Genomic DNA, 18,384 nt, shown 5'->3' on the forward strand with positions numbered 1-18,384 from the left:
GTCACGCCTCCGGCAGCGCGGCTATTACCATGATTTCCACTTTCCATTCTGGCTTGGCGAGTTTCGCTTCCACGGCGGCACGCACCGGCGGCCGGCCGGGCGCTACCCAGGCATCCCAAGCTCTGTTCATCTCGGCGAACTCATCCATGCTGGTTACCCAGATCTGGGCGGAAAGCAGCTGATCTTTGGAGGTTCCCGCCTTGGCCAGCAACTCATCGATACGCGCCAGCACCTGCTCGGTCTGGCCATGCATATCGGCACCGGTATCCGTCGGCACCTGGCCTGCCAGATACAGGGTTCCCTTGTGAATGGTCGCTTGGCTCATACGGGAATTGCTGTCGTGGTAGCTAATGCTCATTGTCGGTCTCGCAAGTCAAAAAAACACAGAAGTGATCTTTAAAGACTAGACCGATGTAAAGAACTACGCTTGCCCGAAGCTTCGAAAAATTTGCCCAAAAATCATATTACGAGGGGCGATTGGCGGTCACGGGAAGGGGAAACGTCAAAGTAACGTCTGTACGCCCGCGAGAAACTGCCTTGGTCGCGAAAGCCTACCAGGGCGGCAACATGCCCAAGACTCAACGAGCGTTTCTGAACAAGGGTACGCGCATGCTCCAGCCGTCGGCGCTGCACATAGGCGAGCGGTGTCATGCCAACCATGTCGCGAAAGCAGACATGAAAATGGCCGGGGCTGAGGGCACATAACCCGGCTAACTGTTCAACCCGCACCTCATCAGCCAAATGCTGGTCCAACCAGGCGTTCAGCCGCCCCATGTCCAAACGTTGCGTGACACAGCGTGTACCTGCCGGTTGAGAGCCAGCGGGCGAGTCTTGCAAATACACCTCCAACGCGCGCAGCAACAGCATGGCAATTTCATTTTGCAACGCTGGGCACTGCTCCAGCTGGTAAGCCAAGCTGTGGGCCAATTGATTGAGAGCGGGGGGCACATTAAAAAATCGCGGGGTATCGAACAGTCTCTCGATATCAGTGTTTTTATCCAGTGGCGTCAACCCTGTCACAGGAATGTCGAGCACAAGGGTGCAATTGCTGCCGTCACCCTGGTATTCATGCGCGCGTGAACAGGGAATCAAACAGCCCCGCCGAGACGTCACCTGGCCACCGCCCCGCCCCTCCAAGGCGAGTTCGGTCACGCCGCTGGTGGCAAGAATCAACTGATGGTGGTCATGGCTATGGGCGACATGTTCGTGGTCGAGATTGCAGCTGCGCAGTTCAAGCGGAAGCATGGTCTTTCCATCCTGGCGGCAGGAATCTTTGACTATACGCCTGCTCGCACCTTCTCAGTGTTTAGCCAACAAACCTTTAATTAACGTCACTAAAAGTCCTTTGAACCAAACATTCTTTGTCTCGATGAACAACCAAAACGCCCGCAAAACGGGCGTTTTTCACAGTGGACAGGATGGATCAGCGATACACGAGATTAGGCAACCACGTGACCAGGCTGGGGAATACAATTACCAAGAATAGCCCCAGTGCCTGAATGCCCAGGAAGGGAAAAGAAGAACGGAAAATCTGCGCCATGGTGATGTGCGGCGGGCATACCCCCTTGATATAGAAAAGCGCATAGCCGAATGGTGGGCTGAGAAATGACATCTGCATGTTGACCAGATAAATGACACCGAACCACAGCGACACATTCATCGGCTCCACGCCCGGCATCCCGAACAGGCCATCGAAGTTCAACCCCTGGATCAGTGGGACGAAGATAGGCACCGCCAACAGCAGGATACCCACCCAATCGAGGAACATGCCCAGCGCCACCAACAGCACCATCATCAACGCCAGCACCATGTAGGGACTCAGGCCCGCGCCGGAGATCAGCTCCTGAACGAATGTCTGGCCGCCCTGCAAGATGTAAAAGCCCACGAAGATGCTCGCCCCGAAAATAATCCACATCACCATGGCCGTGGCCACCAGGGTAGTCATGCAAGCGGCATGCAGGTTAGGCCAGGTGAGACGCTTGTGCATCGCCGCTACCACCAGCGCACCGAAGGTACCGATGCCCGCCGCTTCCACCGGGGTAGCAATCCCGGTAAAGATGATCCCTAACACCAACATCACCAGAATGATCGGCGCCAGCATGTTGCGCAGCAGACGCAGCTTTTCGGTCATGCTCACCCGATCCTCGACCGGCATGGGCGGAGCCAGTTTCGGGTTCAAGGTGCCACGCATCCACACATAGAAACCATACATGCCCGCCAGCATCAGGCCGGGAATCAGCGAGCCCAGGTAAAGTTCACCCACCGATTGCTGGGCGATAACGCCATAGATGATGGCCAGAATGGAAGGTGGAATCAAAATCCCCAAGGTACCCCCCGCCATGATCGAGCCGATCGCGATTTCCGGGTCGTAATGACGTTTGAGCATCGCCGGAAGCGCGATCAACCCCATGGTCACCACGGCAGCGCCGATCACCCCGACCATCGCCGCCAGCAGCGTGGAAGCGACGATGGTGGCAATCGCCAGACCCGCCTTGAGCCCCCCCATCCATTTGTAGACCACATCGAACAGCTCTTCGATGATGCCGGCCTTTTCCAGCACCGTGGCCATGAAGATGAACAAAGGAATCGCCGATAACTGATAGTTGGTCATCATGGGAAAGATGCGCGACGGCATCAGGTTAAGCATGGCCTGGTCACCCACCAGATACAGAAAGCACACCCCCAGGCCGCCGGTGACGAAGGCCAAAGGCAGCCCGGCCACCAGCACCACCATCAGCGTGCCGAACATCACCAACGTCAAACCGCCGATGCCTACGTTAGAGAGGCTGTTTTCCAGGCTCAGCGCCAAGCTTTCATAGTCGGTAACGGCAATATTGACCATTTCGAACAACGCCCAGGCGGCAATGATCACCCCACTGATCACCAAGACATTGGCAAAGGTCTGGCTGCCCTCGTGGCGCTTGCGATGATGAAAAAAGGCCTGAATATCACGGATCAATTGCGCGATGCCTTGGAGCAACAGCAACAAGCCCCCAAAGAACAGCATGAATTTCACTGGATAGTACTGCACGGCCCATTCGGTAAAAGACACTTCACTGGAATAGCTCGTCCCAAAGAAGTAGGCATCACTGACCGACTGAGAGAAAAACTTCCAACCCGTCGTCAACAAGGCAATCGTGAAGATAAAAAAGAACACCGAGGTCAGCAAGTCGAGTGCCACTTTGTTCAATGGCTTGGCCCGGCTGTAGAGGATGTCCACTCGCACATGACCACCTTCGCGCAGGGCAAAGGCCCCCGCCAGCAGGTACTGCATGCCGAACATCAATGTCATCGACTCATGTGCCCAATTAGTCGGAGAGTTGAACGCATAGCGCATCAACACTTCATAAGCGAAGACAAAGGGGGCAATCAATGACCAATAAGCGACGTAGCGCCCGAAGAACCCGGAAATACCGTCAATTCCGGTAGTGAAAAAATTACCCGGCACCTTGTAGCCGGTATCGGTTTGCGGAACTTCAGCCGTATCACCTCCGCTGACGGTTTCTCCGCGGCGAAAACTTCGCTCGACGAAAAACATCACCACCAAAGGAAGAAATATCAGCACCGACCAGTAGAGCCAATGCGGCAAGACGAAATTGATCTCAAGATTCATGGACACTCCTCCGAGAGGCCATCGCCTGTTGGCAATAACCACGGATCAACGAACCGAGGGGATGCTCGATTGGGTCGGGTTAGACACAAACGTTGCCACCCGCAGATGGCAACATTCATGGGTTCCGGCATAAGCTCTCGGCAGGTCAGATGTTCAACTGGTAACCCTTGATGTCCTCTTCTGTTATCAAGCCTACCGCTGGGTCCATCATGGTATCCAGATGGGCTTTGAAAAGCCGGGCGGCATCGGGGTCCTTGTTGGCCCATTTGAACCATAAGGGAATAGCCGCTTCGCGGAAGCGAGTGGCATCCTCTTCCGAGAGGTGAATGATCTCCACGCCTTTCTCACGGTATTTGGGCCATGCTTCAGCGTTGGCCTTTTGAATGGCGGCGTAATGTTCACGCGAGTAAGCAGCCACTAGGTCATGCATCAGATCCTGGGTTTGAGGCGACATCCGCTCAAAGGTGCGACGGTTGACAGAAATGTCCATGAGATCGACGGCCTGGTGCAGGCAAGGTGTCGAAGGCGGCCCCATGATGATGTAGTCGGCCACTTGCCAGAAACCCAGTTCGTAGTTCACCGCAGCGCCGACGTAATCGGCGGCATCGATGGTGCCTTTCTCCAATGCGGGATAGACCTCGGAACCTGGCAGCAGGGTGGTACGCGCCCCTATGGCGGCAAACGTCTCGGCCACAATGCCCCCCGGCATGCGCAACTTGATGCCTTCGAAATCATCAAAGCTGCGCAGCGGTTTCTTGGAGTGGATCAGGTTCATGTCATGGTGGACATAACCGAGCAGTTCCTGGCCCTGCTTGCGGTAGAGATCCTTGGCGATGCCGAAACCACCGTAGGCGCCAAACATCATGTCCCACTGGTGGGGCACGGAGAGACCCATCGGGTAGGCGGTCAGGAATACGCCAGCCGGCATCTTGCCGGGCCAGTAGACGGTGAACCAGTTCTGACCATCGATCACGCCGTTACGCACCGCATCGGCCACCTCGAAGGCGCCGGCCACGGCCCCAGCGGGAAACGGCTCTATACGCACTTCGCCACCCGTGGCTTCGGCAACACCGGCCGCCCACTTCTCGAATATTTGATACCCCGTGGTGCCTGGCTGCCAGGAAGACTGCATTCGAATCCGAATCCCTTCCTGCGCCTGAACATTGCCAATCCAGGGCGCGGCAACTGCAGCAGCGGAGCCGATAGCCGCGGTCTTGAGGAAATTACGTCGGCTGGGGGTCTTGAGCGCGTCGAGAGGGTTTGTGGTGTTATTAACGGAAATGTCTGACGGTTTCTTGTCGTTTGGCATGACAGAGACTCCTAATGGAAAAGCACGCCCTCGATACAATAGATAGCAAGTGGCGGCTGAATCTTGTTGTTATCGTCCGTAGACCATCGGGATGTGCGCTTACCCCCCTTTGGAGCGTCGCACGATGAAGCGTATCTTCATGCCGGGCTGATAGAAATTTCATGAGCACTGGAAAACGCTTCCACACTCAAAGTTAACGAAAAGCCTCAAATTGACCAATCGAAACATTCAACGCAACCCACGTCAGTCAATGGTAAGACCAATTTATCGAGCTGCCTAAATCCGCATGGATATTGAGGAAATTATGGTATTACCAATATTCCCGAGGCAAAAACCTACGACTAAAGCGCAAGCAGGTTGGCTTTGAAAATCTCCCTTCCGACTCAAGGCGTATCTCTGTGAGTATCTTTGGGCCGCTCAAGAGCCCTGACATCTCAGAAGCTTTGAAGTCCGAACAGGCCACATTCTGGAGTAGAGGATGCCTCAGTGACTTAGCCGCAGCTAACGCCAGCTAGCCTTACCGTTTGTGCTCGATTTTGAACAGCAAGCCAGGGCATTCAGCCCATTTCCACCCGAGGCCAGGCTCCAAGATCGTGCTTTGTAATGCAGACTTTTGGAAAGCTTGTCGACCTCGAGGAGATCGATGACACAACCAAGGCTTTCGGGTGCAGTTCACCATCGAGGCGGTTTTTTGTGGGGTAATTACTATATGGCCCTATATAGCGTCGTCCCCTGCTATGGCAAGCTGAGCAATGTAATACCTAAGAAAAACTAAAGGGGGAACACTATGACTGAAGGCATTATCGTCCTGTTAGTGGTGCTTGGCCTTATATTGACCGGCTGGATCGCAGCCCTGGTCTACAGGCAAAAGTCTAAACGCAAGGACCAAAAAATTAATCAGATAAAAAAGTCTGTCGAGCACCTATGGCAGTACGAAGGAATTCACGACACGAGTAGGCATGCACAGGAACTGGTCAGCCAGGCCGAAGAAGCTGCCCTCCAGACTCGGCAACATGCCGTCGAACGCGAACGCCAAGCCGAGCAGGCTGCCACTAGGTTGCGGCAAGAAGCCGAGCAAGAGAAGCAACGAATCCTCAGCGAGGGGCGTGCTCAGGGCAAAGATGCTAGGGAAAAAGCCGATGCCGTCATCGCTCGAGCAGACGAGCAGGCCCGCCATATCATCGAGGATGCCCGCCGCCAAGCCGAGGAAACCGCCGGCAACGCGCTGAAGGCGGTCGAGGATGCCAAGCACTACGAGCGGACTGCCAAGGCAATGCGTAACATCATTGAGGGGTATCACGACGACTACATCGTGCCCAATGCTAGCCTGCTCGATGATTTGGCCGAAGACTTCTCCTACAAAGATGCCGGCGAGAAGCTTAAGCAGGCGCGCGCACACAGCCGTGAAATGGCCAAGAATGGTCGCGCTGGTGACTGCGACTACAAGGAACAAGTGCGGCGCGAGTATGCCATTCACTTTGCCGTCGATGCCTTCAACGGTAAGGTCGATTCCATCCTATCCAAGATCAAGCACGACAACTATGGCAAGCTAAATCAGGCGATCTTAGACGCCTTCGCCGTGGTAAACCACAATGGCAAGCCATTCAAAGACGCTCGCATTACCGACCTGTATTTACAGGCTCGTCTGGAAGAGCTGAAGTGGGCAGTAGCCACCATGGAGTTGCGAAAGCAAGAGCAGGAGGAGCAGCGTGAGATCCGCGAGCAGATGCGCGAAGAAGAGAAGGCCCGCCGTGATATTGAAAAGGCTCGAAAGGAAGTCGAAAAGGAAGAGCGCATACTGGCCAAAGCCATGGAGGAAGCGCGCAAACAACTGGAAAGCGCAAGCGAAGCAGAGCGTGCCGAGTACCAGACTCGCCTAGCCGAATTAGAACTGCAGCTGAATGAGGCCGAAGCCCGCGGCCAGCGTGCTCTTTCCATGGCACAGCAAACCAAGCGTGGGCATGTGTATATTATTTCCAACATCGGTTCGTTCGGTGAGAACGTACTCAAGATCGGCATGACGCGCCGACTCGAGCCCTTGGATCGAGTAAAAGAGCTAGGAGATGCCAGCGTTCCCTTCTCTTTCGACGTGCATGCGATGATTTATTCAGAGGATGCCCCAGCATTGGAACGCGAACTACACCATCAATTCGCTGAGCACCAGGTCAACCGCATCAATCCTCGCAAAGAATTCTTCAATGTTCCTCTCGTTGCCGTACGCAAACTTATAGAAGAAGAGCAGCACGAAGTACATTGGACCATGGCAGCTGAGGCGTGGGAGTACCGTGAATCTAAGGCTCTCGCCGAGCACCCACTACAAGCTGTTTCGTAACCCCTCCCACTCCACTACACCCACCTATCGAGTCGGTTTTTGGCCACTCCACTAAATGCTTAGTCACGCAAAGAACCGGCTCTCTGATGAGGCAATGTGGACACTTCACCCACCTTGCAATTATTACCAAATAGGTATATTTTACCCTATGGATACCACACCACCAAGACCCTTGCGATGGGTAGCTAGCTCAAAAAAAGACCTCCAAGCCATGCCCGAGGATGTGAAGGACGTTTTCGGGTTTGCACTCCATCTGGCTCAGGCCGGCTCCAAGCACTCACAAGCAAAACCACTCAAGGGCTTTGGTTCGGCTGGTGTTCTTGAGGTCATGGAAGATTACCAAGGTGACACCTACCGTGCTGTTTACACGGTTCGCATTCAGGAAGCGGTATATGTATTGCATTGCTTTCAAAAGAAGTCATCCAGTGGTATCGCCACACCCAAACCCGATATACAGAAAATCCGAGAACGGTTAAAAGCGGCGGAAGAACACACCAAGGGGAAACCTGATGATCATTGAAGAAAGTACCGGCAACGTCTACGAAGATATTCACAGCCCTGATGCTGATGAAATGCTGATCAAGGCACAGCTTGCCGCCAAGATCGGTGAGGTCATCAAGCGTCGCCGCCTTACCCAGGTCAAAGTGGCTGAATTGACCGGCTTACCCCAGCCAAAAGTTTCAGCGTTGCTCAAAGGTCAGTTTCGAGGCATCAGTGAAACTAAAATGCTTGATTGCCTAGCCCGCCTTGGTCGTGAGGTGCGTATTGTGGTTGGGCCAGCTCGCCCGCGTTCTAAACCAGGTCATGTTGCCTTGGAATTTAATAGCTAACTTCAACTTATATTTAATAAAAAAATAGCCATTCCACTAAAAAGATGGCCATTTTACAATCTAATTCTTAAAACAATTATTTTTCTTTACCGTTAAAAAATTCTTCTAAAAACCTGCCAACTTCTCAATTTCTTCACTAAATCCATATTCCAGTTTTAGCCTTTTTATTTCTAGCCTTTCACGCTCAGCTTTAACCGTGGCATATTGTTTCTGAGACTTTTTAAGCCTCACGCTTTCATCAACAAGTCTTTTATAATTAATGACATACACACATAAGAACCATAAAAAATGCACAATGCCGCTAACAAAATTAAATCTTTAATTAACTCATAATAAATTGCTTGCTGAAGCCCTCTTTCTAATTCTTCCCAAGCTCTATTTAATGATTGATCCATTTCTATTTCCTTTTCATCCTTTTGTTTTTCCACTTTATCAATAACTTGGCTTCAAGCCATATATACAAAATGGCCACCCCGCCAAACAGGATGGTCATCTTTATAGCCTGATGAAATATTTCTTTCATCGCATCTTCTGGACCCATTACTCCTTTCTCCCTTTATCCACAACGCCTTCCTCCCTGGAACCATTTATCCACAACCCGTTGGGCTAGTTGGTATCCGTCCCTGTTTTCTTCAACGTACGGCATGCCCTTTCAATCTCAGGGCTTACTTGGCCACACGATTCATCTGTCTGATCTGTCATTAGCCAAAGTGTGTATTTTGGCCACTGTTTACATATTTCTTGCAGCATTATCAAGGTTGGCCGCCGTCGCCTGGTTAACGTCGCCCTATTTACAGCCGGCATTTGATCCAGGTCGGTACTCCAACCGCCCTTGGTTGCTCTTGGAACACGATTTAAAAGCGTTAGAGCATGGCGACCTGAACGCTGCTGCCACCGCTAGGCCCCGCTCCTAACAGCACTGGGGCTTAAATCAACGTCCACTGCCCGCCTCCCGACCATTTAGCCGACGCGATTAGGTACACACCAATAATCGAGGTGGACAAAAAATAGACAAATTTAGATATTCAGGAGGGAAAGCACAAATTTCAGACACAAAAAAAGACGCATAAGCGTCTGATTTTGAAATATTGGTGCCGGTGGTCGGACTCGAACCGACACACTGTTTCCAGCGGCGGATTTTGAATCCGCTGCGTCTACCAATTCCGCCACACCGGCAACGGTTGCGTATTATACGTAGGCAGCCGGAGAGGTCAATCACAAATGCTGACTTTGGCGATGTTAATCGCTATCCTATGCCGCCCGATTCATTCCAAGAGTCCCTTTTTTCATGCAGCGTGCCGATTTCGATTACCCGCTTCCCGAGGAGCTGATTGCCCGCTATCCCTCTGAGAGCCGCAGTGACTGCCGCCTTTTGTGTGTGGACGGTCCTTCAGGCGAGCTGGCCCATCGGCGCTTTCCCGACCTACTGGAATTGCTGGCGCCGGGCGACTTGCTGGTGTTCAACGACACCCGCGTGATCCCCGCGCGCCTGCACGGCCACAAGGCCAGTGGCGGCAAGGTGGAGATGTTGCTTGAACGCCCGCTGGATGCTCATCGAGGGCTTGCGCATATCCGCTCGAGCAAGTCGCCCAAGCCGGGGACCGAGCTGATTTTCGAAGGCGATATCCGTGCCGTCGTGGAAGGTCGTCAAGACGCTCTTTTCGAGCTGCGCTTTTTGGGTGAGACGCCATTGATCGACCTGCTGGAGCGCCACGGCCACATGCCGTTGCCGCCTTATATTACCCGTGAAGATGAGCTCAGCGACCGCAAGCGATACCAGACCGTCTATGCGCGACGCGATGGCGCCGTGGCCGCTCCCACCGCAGGGCTGCATTTCGATCAACCGCTGCTCGATGCGTTGAAGAAAAAAGGCATCGAAAGCGCTTTCGTTACGCTGCATGTGGGGGCCGGCACCTTCCAGCCGGTGCGCGCCGATGATATTACCCAACATCACATGCACAGCGAATGGATTGAGGTGAACGAGGAGGCTTGCCGCCAGGTCAGAGCGGCCCAGGCAGGTGGCAAACGCGTGGTTGCCGTGGGTACCACCAGCGTGCGCTGTCTGGAAAGCGCCTGCCTGAAAAGTCCGGATGGAAACATAGCGCCTTATAGTGGCGATACCGATATTTTCATTTATCCGGGTTATAAATGGCGCTGCGTGGATGCCTTGATCACCAACTTTCACCTGCCTGAATCCACCTTGTTGATGCTGGTCGCCGCCTTTAGCGGTTACGACAGCATGATGGCCGCTTACCGGGAAGCCGTCGCCAGGCGCTACGCCTTCTTCAGTTATGGCGACGCCATGTTTCTTAGCCGCCGTTGAGCACTTTCCAAGCGCTTTTCCCAGATTTTCACGATCCTTTTTAACAATTTTCTTTTAACGACCCTTTTAGACCCAGAGGGCAAGAGACCCCCATGCGAAATGATTGTTTTATGCGCTTCGAGCGTCTGGCCGACGATGGCCGTGCACGTCGCGGCCGCCTGCACTTTCCGCGCGGCACCGTGGAAACCCCGGCATTCATGCCGGTTGGCACTTACGGTACCGTCAAGGGCATGACGCCTGACTCAGTGAAAGAGATTGGCGCGGAGATCATTCTCGGCAACACCTTTCACCTCTGGTTGCGGCCCGGCACCGAGGTCATCGAAGCCCACGGTGACTTGCACGACTTCGCCCAGTGGGACAAACCGATTCTGACCGATTCCGGTGGCTTTCAGGTCTTTTCTCTGGGAGAAACCCGCAAGATTACCGAACAAGGCGTGCACTTCCGTTCTCCGGTGGATGGTGCCAAGGTATTCATGGGGCCGGAAGAGTCGATGGCCGTACAGCGTTCCTTGGGCTCGGACGTGGTGATGATCTTCGACGAATGCACGCCCTATCCGGCGACATTCGATGAAGCAGAAAAGTCGATGGAGCTTTCGCTACGCTGGGCCAAGCGCTCCTACGAAGCACATGGGAACTCGCCTTCCGCACTGTTCGGCATCATTCAAGGTGGCATGCATCCTGAGCTACGTGAACGTTCGCTGAAAGGCCTTCTCGAGATTGGCTTTGACGGCCTGGCGATTGGCGGGCTTTCCGTGGGCGAGCCCAAGGAAGAGATGATCAAGGTGCTCGACTATTTGCCCGACTGGATGCCCGACGAAATGCCGCGCTACCTGATGGGCGTGGGCAAGCCTGAAGACCTGGTAGAAGGTGTGCGGCGTGGTATCGACATGTTCGATTGCGTCATGCCGACACGCAACGCCCGCAATGGTCATTTGTTCACCGCCGAAGGCACCGTCAAGATTCGCAACGCCAGGCATCGCTTTGATACCCGACCGCTTGAAGAAGGCTGCGACTGCCATACCTGCCAGCATTTTTCCCGTGCCTACCTCCATCATCTGGACCGCTGCAACGAAATGCTCGGCTCGATGCTCAATACCGTTCACAATTTGCGCTACTATCAACGCGTCATGGCTGATTTGCGCGCGGCTATCGAAGCGGGTACATTGACGAACTTCGTGGAAGGCTTCTACGCTCGGCGCGGCATGCCTGTGCCCCCCGCCCCGAATTGACCACAGCCACTCACTTTATCGCATTATTTCATTCCCTCAATCAGGAGCTCGTTTCAATGCTGGATTTCTTCATTTCCCCAGCCCTTGCCCAGGATGCCCCCGGCGGCGGCGGCATTGCGCAAATTGTCATGCTGGTCGGTTTCGTGGCGATCTTCTACTTCCTGCTGTGGCGCCCCCAGGCCAAGCGGGCCAAGCAACACAAGCAGCTGATCAGCGGCTTGGCCAAAGGCGATGAAATCGTTATCGGCGGTGGCCTTGTGGGTCGTGTCACCAAGGTGGGCGATGAGTTCATTACGCTGGAAATCGCCGAGGGTACCGAAGTCAACGTGCAGAAGAATGCCGTGGCCGCCGTATTGCCCAAAGGCACCATCAAGTCCATCTAAGCACCTCTTCCCCCTGCCGAACCTAGTGCCAGCCACCCCGGCAGGGGTGGAAATGGTCTGAAAGATGGTGACCTTCCGTTGCACGTCGCATAAGTGACGTGCAACGTTCCGTCCGTTATTGAAGGCAGGGCTTGCATGCTCAACCGTTACCCCCTGTGGAAGTATCTGCTGATTCTGGTCATTCTGGTGACCGGGCTGATCTACTCGCTTCCCAATCTGTATCCCGAAGATCCTGCAGTACAAGTCAGCAGCGATCTCGCGCTGGATGTACGCCGTATCACGCAGATCGAAAATGCACTGTCCGATGCCGACATCGAGATCAAGGCTTTCGAAGAGCAAAACGGCCAATGGTTAATCCGCCTGAAACATCCCGACGACCAGCTTAAAGCGCGCGACATCCTCAGCGATATGCTGGAACAAGATGCCACGGTGGCGCTTAACCTCGCCGAAGCCACGCCGGGCTGGCTCCAGGCACTGTCCGCCTCACCAATGACCTTGGGGCTCGACCTACGCGGCGGTGTGCACTTCTTGCTCGAAGTGGATATGGAAGCCGCCCTCACCCAGCGCCTGGAAGTTAACGCCAGTGCCATGCGTGAAATGCTACGCAGCGAACGTATACGCTACCGCAACACTGAAATCGACGAGCGTCGCCTATCGTTCGACTTTGCCAGCAGTGAAGATCGCGATGCCGCGCGGCGCTTGATCAGCCGGGAATTTCCCGACTTCGACTATGAAAGTCCCGGCGAGGACCGTAGCGCCAGTCTGGCAATGACGTTGACGGAGCAATCCATCAACGAAATCCAGGATTACGCCATCAACCAGAACTTGACCACTCTGCGTAACCGAGTGAATGAGCTGGGCGTATCCGAACCGCTGGTACAGCGTCAAGGACCGGACCGCATCGTGGTGGAGCTTCCCGGTGTGCAGGATACCGTCGCCGCCAAGCGTATCGTCGGCGCAACGGCCAACCTGGAATTCCGTCTGGAAGCCCGCCCGGACACACCCAGCACCGAAACCGAAACCTTCAGTTTTCGCAATGAGCCTTCGCGCACCGCTGAGCTGATGCGCGATGTGATCATCACCGGGGACAGCGTCTCCAGCGCCAGTCATAGCTTCGATGAAAATGGTCGCCCCCAGGTCAATATCAACCTGGACGGCACCGGCGGCACCCTGATGAATCGCGCCACTCGCACCAATATCGGGCGCAACATGGCGGTGCTGTTCATCGAGCACAAGACCGAAGACCGAGTGGTCATGGAAGACGGTGAAGAAACCGTGGTGCGTGACCCCTACGTGGAACGTGGACTGATCAGCCTGGCCACCATCCAAAGTGCGCTGGGCAACAGTTTCCGTATCACCGGGCTGGACTCCCCCACCGAAGCGGGGGAACTGGCGCTATTGCTGCGTTCCGGCTCATTGGCCGCACCGATCTACTTTGTCCAGGAGCGCACCATCGGCCCGAGCCTTGGGCAGGAAAACATCGAACGCGGTTTGATGTCGGTGATCGTCGGCCTGTTGCTGGTGGTTGCGTTCATGCTGATTCGCTACAAGGTATTCGGGATAATCGCCAATATCGCCCTGGCGCTGAACCTGACGCTGCTGGTGGCAGCCATGTCGATGCTGGGTGCCACACTCACGCTTCCGGGGATTGCGGGTATCGTATTGACCCTGGGCATGGCGGTGGATGCCAATGTCTTGATATTTGAACGGATACGCGAGGAACTACGTAACGGCCTCTCGATACAACAGGCCATTCATGCCGGTTACGAGCGTGCCTTCACCTCGATTCTGGATGCCAACATCACCACGCTGCTGGTGGCGGTGATTCTATTTTCGATCGGCACCGGGCCGGTCAAGGGCTTCGCGGTAACCCTCTCGCTGGGCATTATCTCGTCGATGTTCACCGCCCTGCTGGTCACCCGCGCCATGGTCAACTTGCTTTACGGCACCAAGCCGGTGAAGAAGCTCTGGATTTAAGAGGTGGTAATGAAACCCATAACACATCGACAACTCGACTTCATGGGCAAACGCCGCCTGGCGTTTATCGTCTCGGCGATACTGCTCAGCGTCTCGATATTGTCCATTCTCTTTCAGCAATTGAGCCTGGGGCTGGACTTCACTGGCGGCACCTTGGTGGAAGCCCGCTTCGCGGTCGCGCCGTCACTCGACGCCATCCGCCAGCTACTCGAAAACGCCGGCTTTCAGGATGTCTCGGTGCAAACCTTCGGCGCCTCTACCGAGGTGTTGATTCGTTTGCAGCAAGCCTTCGACCCGGAAGTCGGTACCGAAGTCGTCAATCTGTTACGTGACGATGGAGCGACGGTGGAGCTGATCCGGGCCGAGTTTGTCGGCGCCCAGGTCGGTGACCAGCTACGCGACCAGAGCGGGCTGGGCATGCTTGTCGCCCTAGGCGTGGTAATGCTCTATGTCGCGCTGCGCTTCCAGTACAAATTCGCCATCGGTGCGCTGTTGGCGCTGCTGCATGACGTGATTATCGTGTTGGGTGTCTTTTCGCTGTTTCGGCTTGATTTCGATCTCACCGTACTGGCCGCCCTATTGGCAGTGATCGGCTATTCATTGAATGACACCATCGTGGTGTATGACCGGATACGCGAAACCATTCGCAAGTCTCTGCTGAATGACATGCCGGCCATTTTCAATGAAGCGATCAACGCCACCCTGGCACGCACCCTGGCGACATCCGGCACCACCCTGCTGGTATTGCTGGCATTGCTGGTGCTGGGCGGCGACATGATCTATCACTTCTCCATCGCGCTTATCATCGGTGTAGTGGTAGGCACCTTTTCGTCGATCTATATCTCCGGTGCGCTGCTCCTACCGCTCAAGCTCAAGCGCGAAGACTTGATCCCGGCGAAGAAAGAAGACGAAGACGCCGAGGAAGAACTTCCTTGAAGACCGCGTTACCCAAGCGGCGCTGACTCGGCCGCAACGCAAAAAGCCCCCTGTCGAGAACCGACAGGGGGCTTTTTCATTGATCAAAAACGCAAAATCCGACTCAGAAGTGCGGTGTCAGCTGCTTGACCAGCGCCTTGTAAAGACGCGGCCCGGCGGCCATCAATTGGCCTTCGACCGTGACCGAGGGTCGGCCGTCCGGCGTTCCCATCAAGGCTCCGGCTTCCTTGAGCATCAGGCTACCCACATGCATATCCTGTTCTTCCAACCCCAGCACGAAAGCACTATCGACTCGGCCGCTGGCAAGTTCACAGATATCCAACAAGCCACTGCCGCTGGCCAGCAGGGTATTCACCTGAGGTCCAAGCTGCTGGGTCAGAGTGAGGTAGGCCGGCAGATGACGACTACGTAAAAAGAGTTCAGGCAAACTCATCGCCATTCGAGTGGCTTCGACCGCGGTAGGTTTGCTTACCCGGATACGCTTGTCGTTATGCTGAGCACCCCGGCCACGGCTGGTGATGTATTCGTCATCGCTGAAAGGACAGACCACGACGCCATGTTCCGGGCGGCCCTTGACCAGGCAGACTACCGAGATCGCAAATCCCTTGCCCGCTACCGCAAGATTGGAATAGCCGTGTATCGGCTCGATTTTCCAGAGAATCTCCTCGCTTTCCCCCTCACCTGGCTTGTGAGGCGTAAAGCGCCCCATGAGCCCGTGCTGGGGATAGCCGCGTTCCAGCTGTTGCACAATGGTGGCTTCCGCCTTGTGGGCGGTCTCTTCCAACAGGCGGTCGAGGTTGAACTCATCATGAGCGTTTTCGATGCGTTCACGCACACGCAAGAACTGTTCGGAGGCACTGCGCGCAGCACGCAGTGCGAATTGGACCATCGGATGCATGATCAAGCCTTTTTACGAATATGTTAAAGAACGGGTATTGAAGAACAAACGCTAAAAAACGGTTGTTGAAGACAACCAAATAAAGAACAGCAGACAGCGGCAAGCACATTGCGTATCTTGTTGGCGCGCAATCCTAGCAGATCCCCCTCCGGCACGCCACGCAGCCGTGCTAAACTCGACGTTTACTCAGACAGGTTCCGCTTCGGTGCGGCTTATCTAGCTTGACCGTATTTCCTTGCCCGTATTTTCGACTTTTGAGTTTTTCTTCATGCTTGAGCGCATTCGCATCGTCCTTATCGGCACCAGCCATCCCGGCAATATCGGCGGCGTCGCCCGTGCCATGCACAATATGGGGCTTGCCGACCTTGCCCTGGTCGCACCGCGCTGTGAGGTGATCACCCAGGACAGCATTTCCCGCGCGTCCGGCGCCGACCACCTTCTGCACCGTTCGCTAAGCCACCCCACTCTGGAGGCGGCGGTGAACGATTGCACCCTGGTGGTGGGCGCCAGCGCGCGTTCGCGCACCCTGCCCTGGCCGATGATTTCACCTCGCGAACTGGGCCAACGGCTACCCGAGGAGTGTCGCGACCCCCAGGCACGAATCGCCCTGGTGTTCGGCCGCGAGGACAGCGGCCTGACCAATGCCGAACTTCAGCGCTGCCATGCCCATGTGCACATCCCGACCAATGCCGACTTCAGCTCGCTCAACCTCGCCGCGGCGGTACAGGTGCTGGCTTACGAATGTCGCATGACTTGGCTCGAGCAGCTTGAAAATGCGCCACAGCCGCAAAAGGCGGATGACCCCGTGGCGCAAGCCTTGGCGACCCATGCCGAACTGGAGCACTTTTTTGCTCACCTGGAGCGCACCCTGATCGCCATCGAGTTTCATGATCCCGCCCAACCGCGCCAACTGATGGCGCGGTTGCGTCGTTTGTACCTGCGCGCCCGGCCGGAACGCATGGAACTCAACATCTTGCGCGGGATACTTTCCGCTACAGAAAAAACCGCCAAGTCAGCCGAGATGCCGCCTTCGGAACACCCTTGAAGCCCACTGCTTACGCCCTCACTATATGAAAGGCACGGCTCCACTCCCTCAAGGAACGCCGCATGTTTCAACTTCTTCGTGAAGACATCAATAGCGTGTTCGACCGCGACCCCGCCGCACGCAATTTTTTTGAAGTGCTGACCAATTACCCAGGCCTGCATGCCTTGCTGCTGCACCGTTTGAACCACTGGTTGTGGGGCAAGAACCTGAAATGGCTGTCGCGTACGCTTTCGACGTTTTCCCGCTGGTTGACCGGTATCGAAATTCACCCTGGCGCCACGATAGGGCGACGCTTTTTCATCGACCACGGCATGGGTGTCGTGATCGGTGAAACCGCTCAAGTGGGTAACGATGTTACGCTGTATCAGGGCGTCACGTTGGGGGGTACCAGCTGGAACAAGGGCAAGCGTCATCCCACCCTGGAGAATGGCGTGATCGTCGGCGCCGGCGCCAAGATACTCGGTCCTTTCATTGTAGGGGCCGGAGCCAAGATAGGCTCGAATGCCGTGGTCACCAAGGAAGTACCCCCCGGCGCCACGGTAGTCGGCATCCCCGGCAAGATCGTCAAGCGCCTGGAGCCGGACGCGGAGGAAGCGCTTGACGTCGACCCGGCACGCCGCGAAGCCATATGCCAGAAATTCGGCTTTGACGCCTACGGCGTCAGCCAGGACATGCCCGACCCCATGGCTCGCTCGATGCAGGCCATGCTCGACCATATGCATGCCGTGGATGAGCGTATCGAGCATATATGCACTACCTTGCGCAAGCTCGATGCCAGCTACCGTGACGGTAGCCTGCCGGAATTGCGCGATGAGGATTTCGCCGAGATACTCGATGAAAAACCCACCGGCAGTTCTGGCACCGGCCGCTTTCGATCACAGGATGAACAGCACAATGGTTGACCTTAGCACTCAGGCTTTCCCATAATGGCTATTACATTTGCTGATTGTTCGCCGGCCTTGCCGGCACCGAGGTGCTTGTCATGCGCTTGACCACCAAAGGTCGCTACGCGGTAACCGCCATGCTCGACATGGCGATGCACACCGGCCAAGGCCCGACCAGCCTGGCCGATATTTCTCAGCGACAGGAAATATCGTTGCCGTATCTTGAGCAGCTTTTCGCCCGGTTGCGCCGGGCAAAGCTGGTCAGCAGCGTACGTGGCCCCGGTGGTGGTTACCTTCTGGCCATGGCGCCTGAAGACATTTCGGTATCGCGAGTGATCGATGCGGTGGATGAAAGTGTCGACGCCACTCGCTGTCAGGGCCTGTCCGACTGCCAGCAAGGTGACACCTGCCTGACGCACTATCTGTGGAGCGAACTCTCGACGCGTATCCGTGATTTTCTGGATGACGTCACCCTCGAGCAATTGATGCACCGCCACGACGTTCAGAAAATCGCTACACGCCAGGATCAGAGAGTCACGGGCAATATCCTGGCGTCTTCCTGAGCCTCGCCTCCTCGATAGTGTTTATCCATTAGCCGTTGGCTTGTTCAACTTGCACCCTTCAA

17 protein-coding genes and 1 tRNA gene are annotated in these 18,384 nt (G+C 55.3%); 11 read left to right on the plus strand and 7 right to left on the minus strand.

Annotation, left to right across the window (positions count from 1 at the left end; translation table 11 throughout):
- Position 1 precedes the first annotated feature (1 nt).
- The 4 genes from GPM19_RS03295 to dctP form a co-directional block, all read right to left on the minus strand.
- Entirely contained in the window at positions 2-358 is a 357-nt protein-coding gene (locus GPM19_RS03295) for a RidA family protein (RefSeq protein ID WP_160417447.1), read from the minus strand.
- Positions 359-459: 101 nt separating this feature from the next.
- A complete protein-coding gene (locus GPM19_RS03300) occupies positions 460-1,245 on the minus strand; it encodes a helix-turn-helix transcriptional regulator (RefSeq protein ID WP_160417448.1) in 786 nt (261 codons plus the stop codon).
- A gap of 178 nt (positions 1,246-1,423) precedes the next feature.
- Positions 1,424-3,613, minus strand: a complete 2,190-nt coding sequence (locus GPM19_RS03305) for a TRAP transporter large permease subunit (RefSeq protein ID WP_160417449.1) — start codon at positions 3,611-3,613, stop codon at positions 1,424-1,426.
- Between the two features lie 145 nt (positions 3,614-3,758).
- The gene (gene dctP, locus GPM19_RS03310) at positions 3,759-4,922 is read right to left on the minus strand and encodes a TRAP transporter substrate-binding protein DctP (protein WP_160417450.1); all 1,164 of its coding nucleotides are present in this window, start codon (positions 4,920-4,922) and stop codon (positions 3,759-3,761) included.
- A 787-nt stretch (positions 4,923-5,709) separates the two neighbouring features.
- On the opposite strand from dctP, the gene GPM19_RS03315 reads away from it, so the two are divergent.
- The 3 genes from GPM19_RS03315 to GPM19_RS03325 all read left to right on the plus strand — a co-directional run bounded on the left by GPM19_RS03315 (position 5,710) and on the right by GPM19_RS03325 (position 8,084).
- On the plus strand, positions 5,710-7,254 hold the full coding sequence (locus tag GPM19_RS03315) for an SNIPE associated domain-containing protein (protein ID WP_160417451.1): 1,545 nt from the start codon (positions 5,710-5,712) through the stop codon (positions 7,252-7,254).
- 148 nt (positions 7,255-7,402) lie between these two features.
- Positions 7,403-7,774, plus strand: a complete 372-nt coding sequence (locus tag GPM19_RS03320; protein ID WP_160417452.1) for a type II toxin-antitoxin system RelE/ParE family toxin — start codon at positions 7,403-7,405, stop codon at positions 7,772-7,774.
- Positions 7,764-8,084 carry a helix-turn-helix domain-containing protein gene (locus GPM19_RS03325; RefSeq protein ID WP_202114667.1) on the plus strand — a complete coding sequence of 107 codons (321 nt, stop codon included), beginning with the start codon at positions 7,764-7,766 and terminating at the stop codon, positions 8,082-8,084. The genes GPM19_RS03320 and GPM19_RS03325 overlap by 11 nt, the downstream gene beginning before the upstream one ends.
- A 227-nt stretch (positions 8,085-8,311) precedes the next feature.
- Here GPM19_RS03325 and GPM19_RS03330 read toward each other — a convergent pair whose 3' ends face one another.
- Together GPM19_RS03330 and GPM19_RS03335 are read right to left on the minus strand one after the other, a co-directional pair.
- Entirely contained in the window at positions 8,312-8,479 is a 168-nt protein-coding gene (locus tag GPM19_RS03330; RefSeq protein ID WP_160417453.1) for a hypothetical protein, read from the minus strand.
- A 694-nt stretch (positions 8,480-9,173) separates the two neighbouring features.
- Positions 9,174-9,260: transfer RNA gene (locus GPM19_RS03335), tRNA-Leu, on the minus strand.
- 112 nt (positions 9,261-9,372) lie between these two features.
- On the opposite strand from GPM19_RS03335, the gene queA reads away from it, so the two are divergent.
- The 5 genes from queA to secF all read left to right on the plus strand — a co-directional run bounded on the left by queA (position 9,373) and on the right by secF (position 14,932).
- Positions 9,373-10,407: a tRNA preQ1(34) S-adenosylmethionine ribosyltransferase-isomerase QueA gene (gene queA / locus GPM19_RS03340; RefSeq protein WP_160417454.1), complete on the plus strand. Its 1,035-nt coding sequence runs from the start codon at positions 9,373-9,375 to the stop codon at positions 10,405-10,407.
- A gap of 110 nt (positions 10,408-10,517) precedes the next feature.
- On the plus strand, positions 10,518-11,636 hold the full coding sequence (tgt, locus tag GPM19_RS03345; protein ID WP_160417649.1) for a tRNA guanosine(34) transglycosylase Tgt: 1,119 nt from the start codon (positions 10,518-10,520) through the stop codon (positions 11,634-11,636).
- A 56-nt stretch (positions 11,637-11,692) separates the two neighbouring features.
- Positions 11,693-12,019, plus strand: coding sequence for a preprotein translocase subunit YajC (gene yajC, locus GPM19_RS03350; protein WP_160417455.1), 327 nt, complete (start codon positions 11,693-11,695; stop codon positions 12,017-12,019).
- 135 nt (positions 12,020-12,154) lie between these two features.
- Positions 12,155-13,996, plus strand: a complete 1,842-nt coding sequence (secD, locus tag GPM19_RS03355) for a protein translocase subunit SecD (RefSeq protein ID WP_160417456.1) — start codon at positions 12,155-12,157, stop codon at positions 13,994-13,996.
- Between the two features lie 9 nt (positions 13,997-14,005).
- A complete protein-coding gene (secF, locus tag GPM19_RS03360; RefSeq protein ID WP_160417457.1) occupies positions 14,006-14,932 on the plus strand; it encodes a protein translocase subunit SecF in 927 nt (308 codons plus the stop codon).
- A gap of 103 nt (positions 14,933-15,035) precedes the next feature.
- Here the strand turns inward: secF and GPM19_RS03365 are convergent, their stop codons facing one another.
- The gene (locus GPM19_RS03365) at positions 15,036-15,830 is read right to left on the minus strand and encodes an inositol monophosphatase family protein (protein ID WP_160417458.1); all 795 of its coding nucleotides are present in this window, start codon (positions 15,828-15,830) and stop codon (positions 15,036-15,038) included.
- 268 nt (positions 15,831-16,098) lie between these two features.
- Here GPM19_RS03365 and GPM19_RS03370 point away from each other — a divergent pair, with 268 nt between their 5' ends.
- The 3 genes from GPM19_RS03370 (at position 16,099) to iscR (ending at position 18,322) form a co-directional block, all read left to right on the plus strand.
- Positions 16,099-16,875, plus strand: coding sequence for an RNA methyltransferase (locus GPM19_RS03370; RefSeq protein ID WP_160417459.1), 777 nt, complete (start codon positions 16,099-16,101; stop codon positions 16,873-16,875).
- Between the two features lie 62 nt (positions 16,876-16,937).
- Entirely contained in the window at positions 16,938-17,777 is an 840-nt protein-coding gene (gene cysE / locus GPM19_RS03375) for a serine O-acetyltransferase (protein WP_160417460.1), read from the plus strand.
- 80 nt (positions 17,778-17,857) lie between these two features.
- Complete coding sequence (iscR, locus tag GPM19_RS03380) at positions 17,858-18,322, plus strand: Fe-S cluster assembly transcriptional regulator IscR (protein ID WP_160417461.1); 465 nt, start codon at positions 17,858-17,860, stop codon at positions 18,320-18,322.
- Positions 18,323-18,384 lie beyond the last annotated feature (62 nt).

Source organism: Vreelandella zhuhanensis, from assembly GCF_009793355.1.
In the GTDB taxonomy this organism is placed as follows: domain Bacteria; phylum Pseudomonadota; class Gammaproteobacteria; order Pseudomonadales; family Halomonadaceae; genus Vreelandella; species Vreelandella zhuhanensis.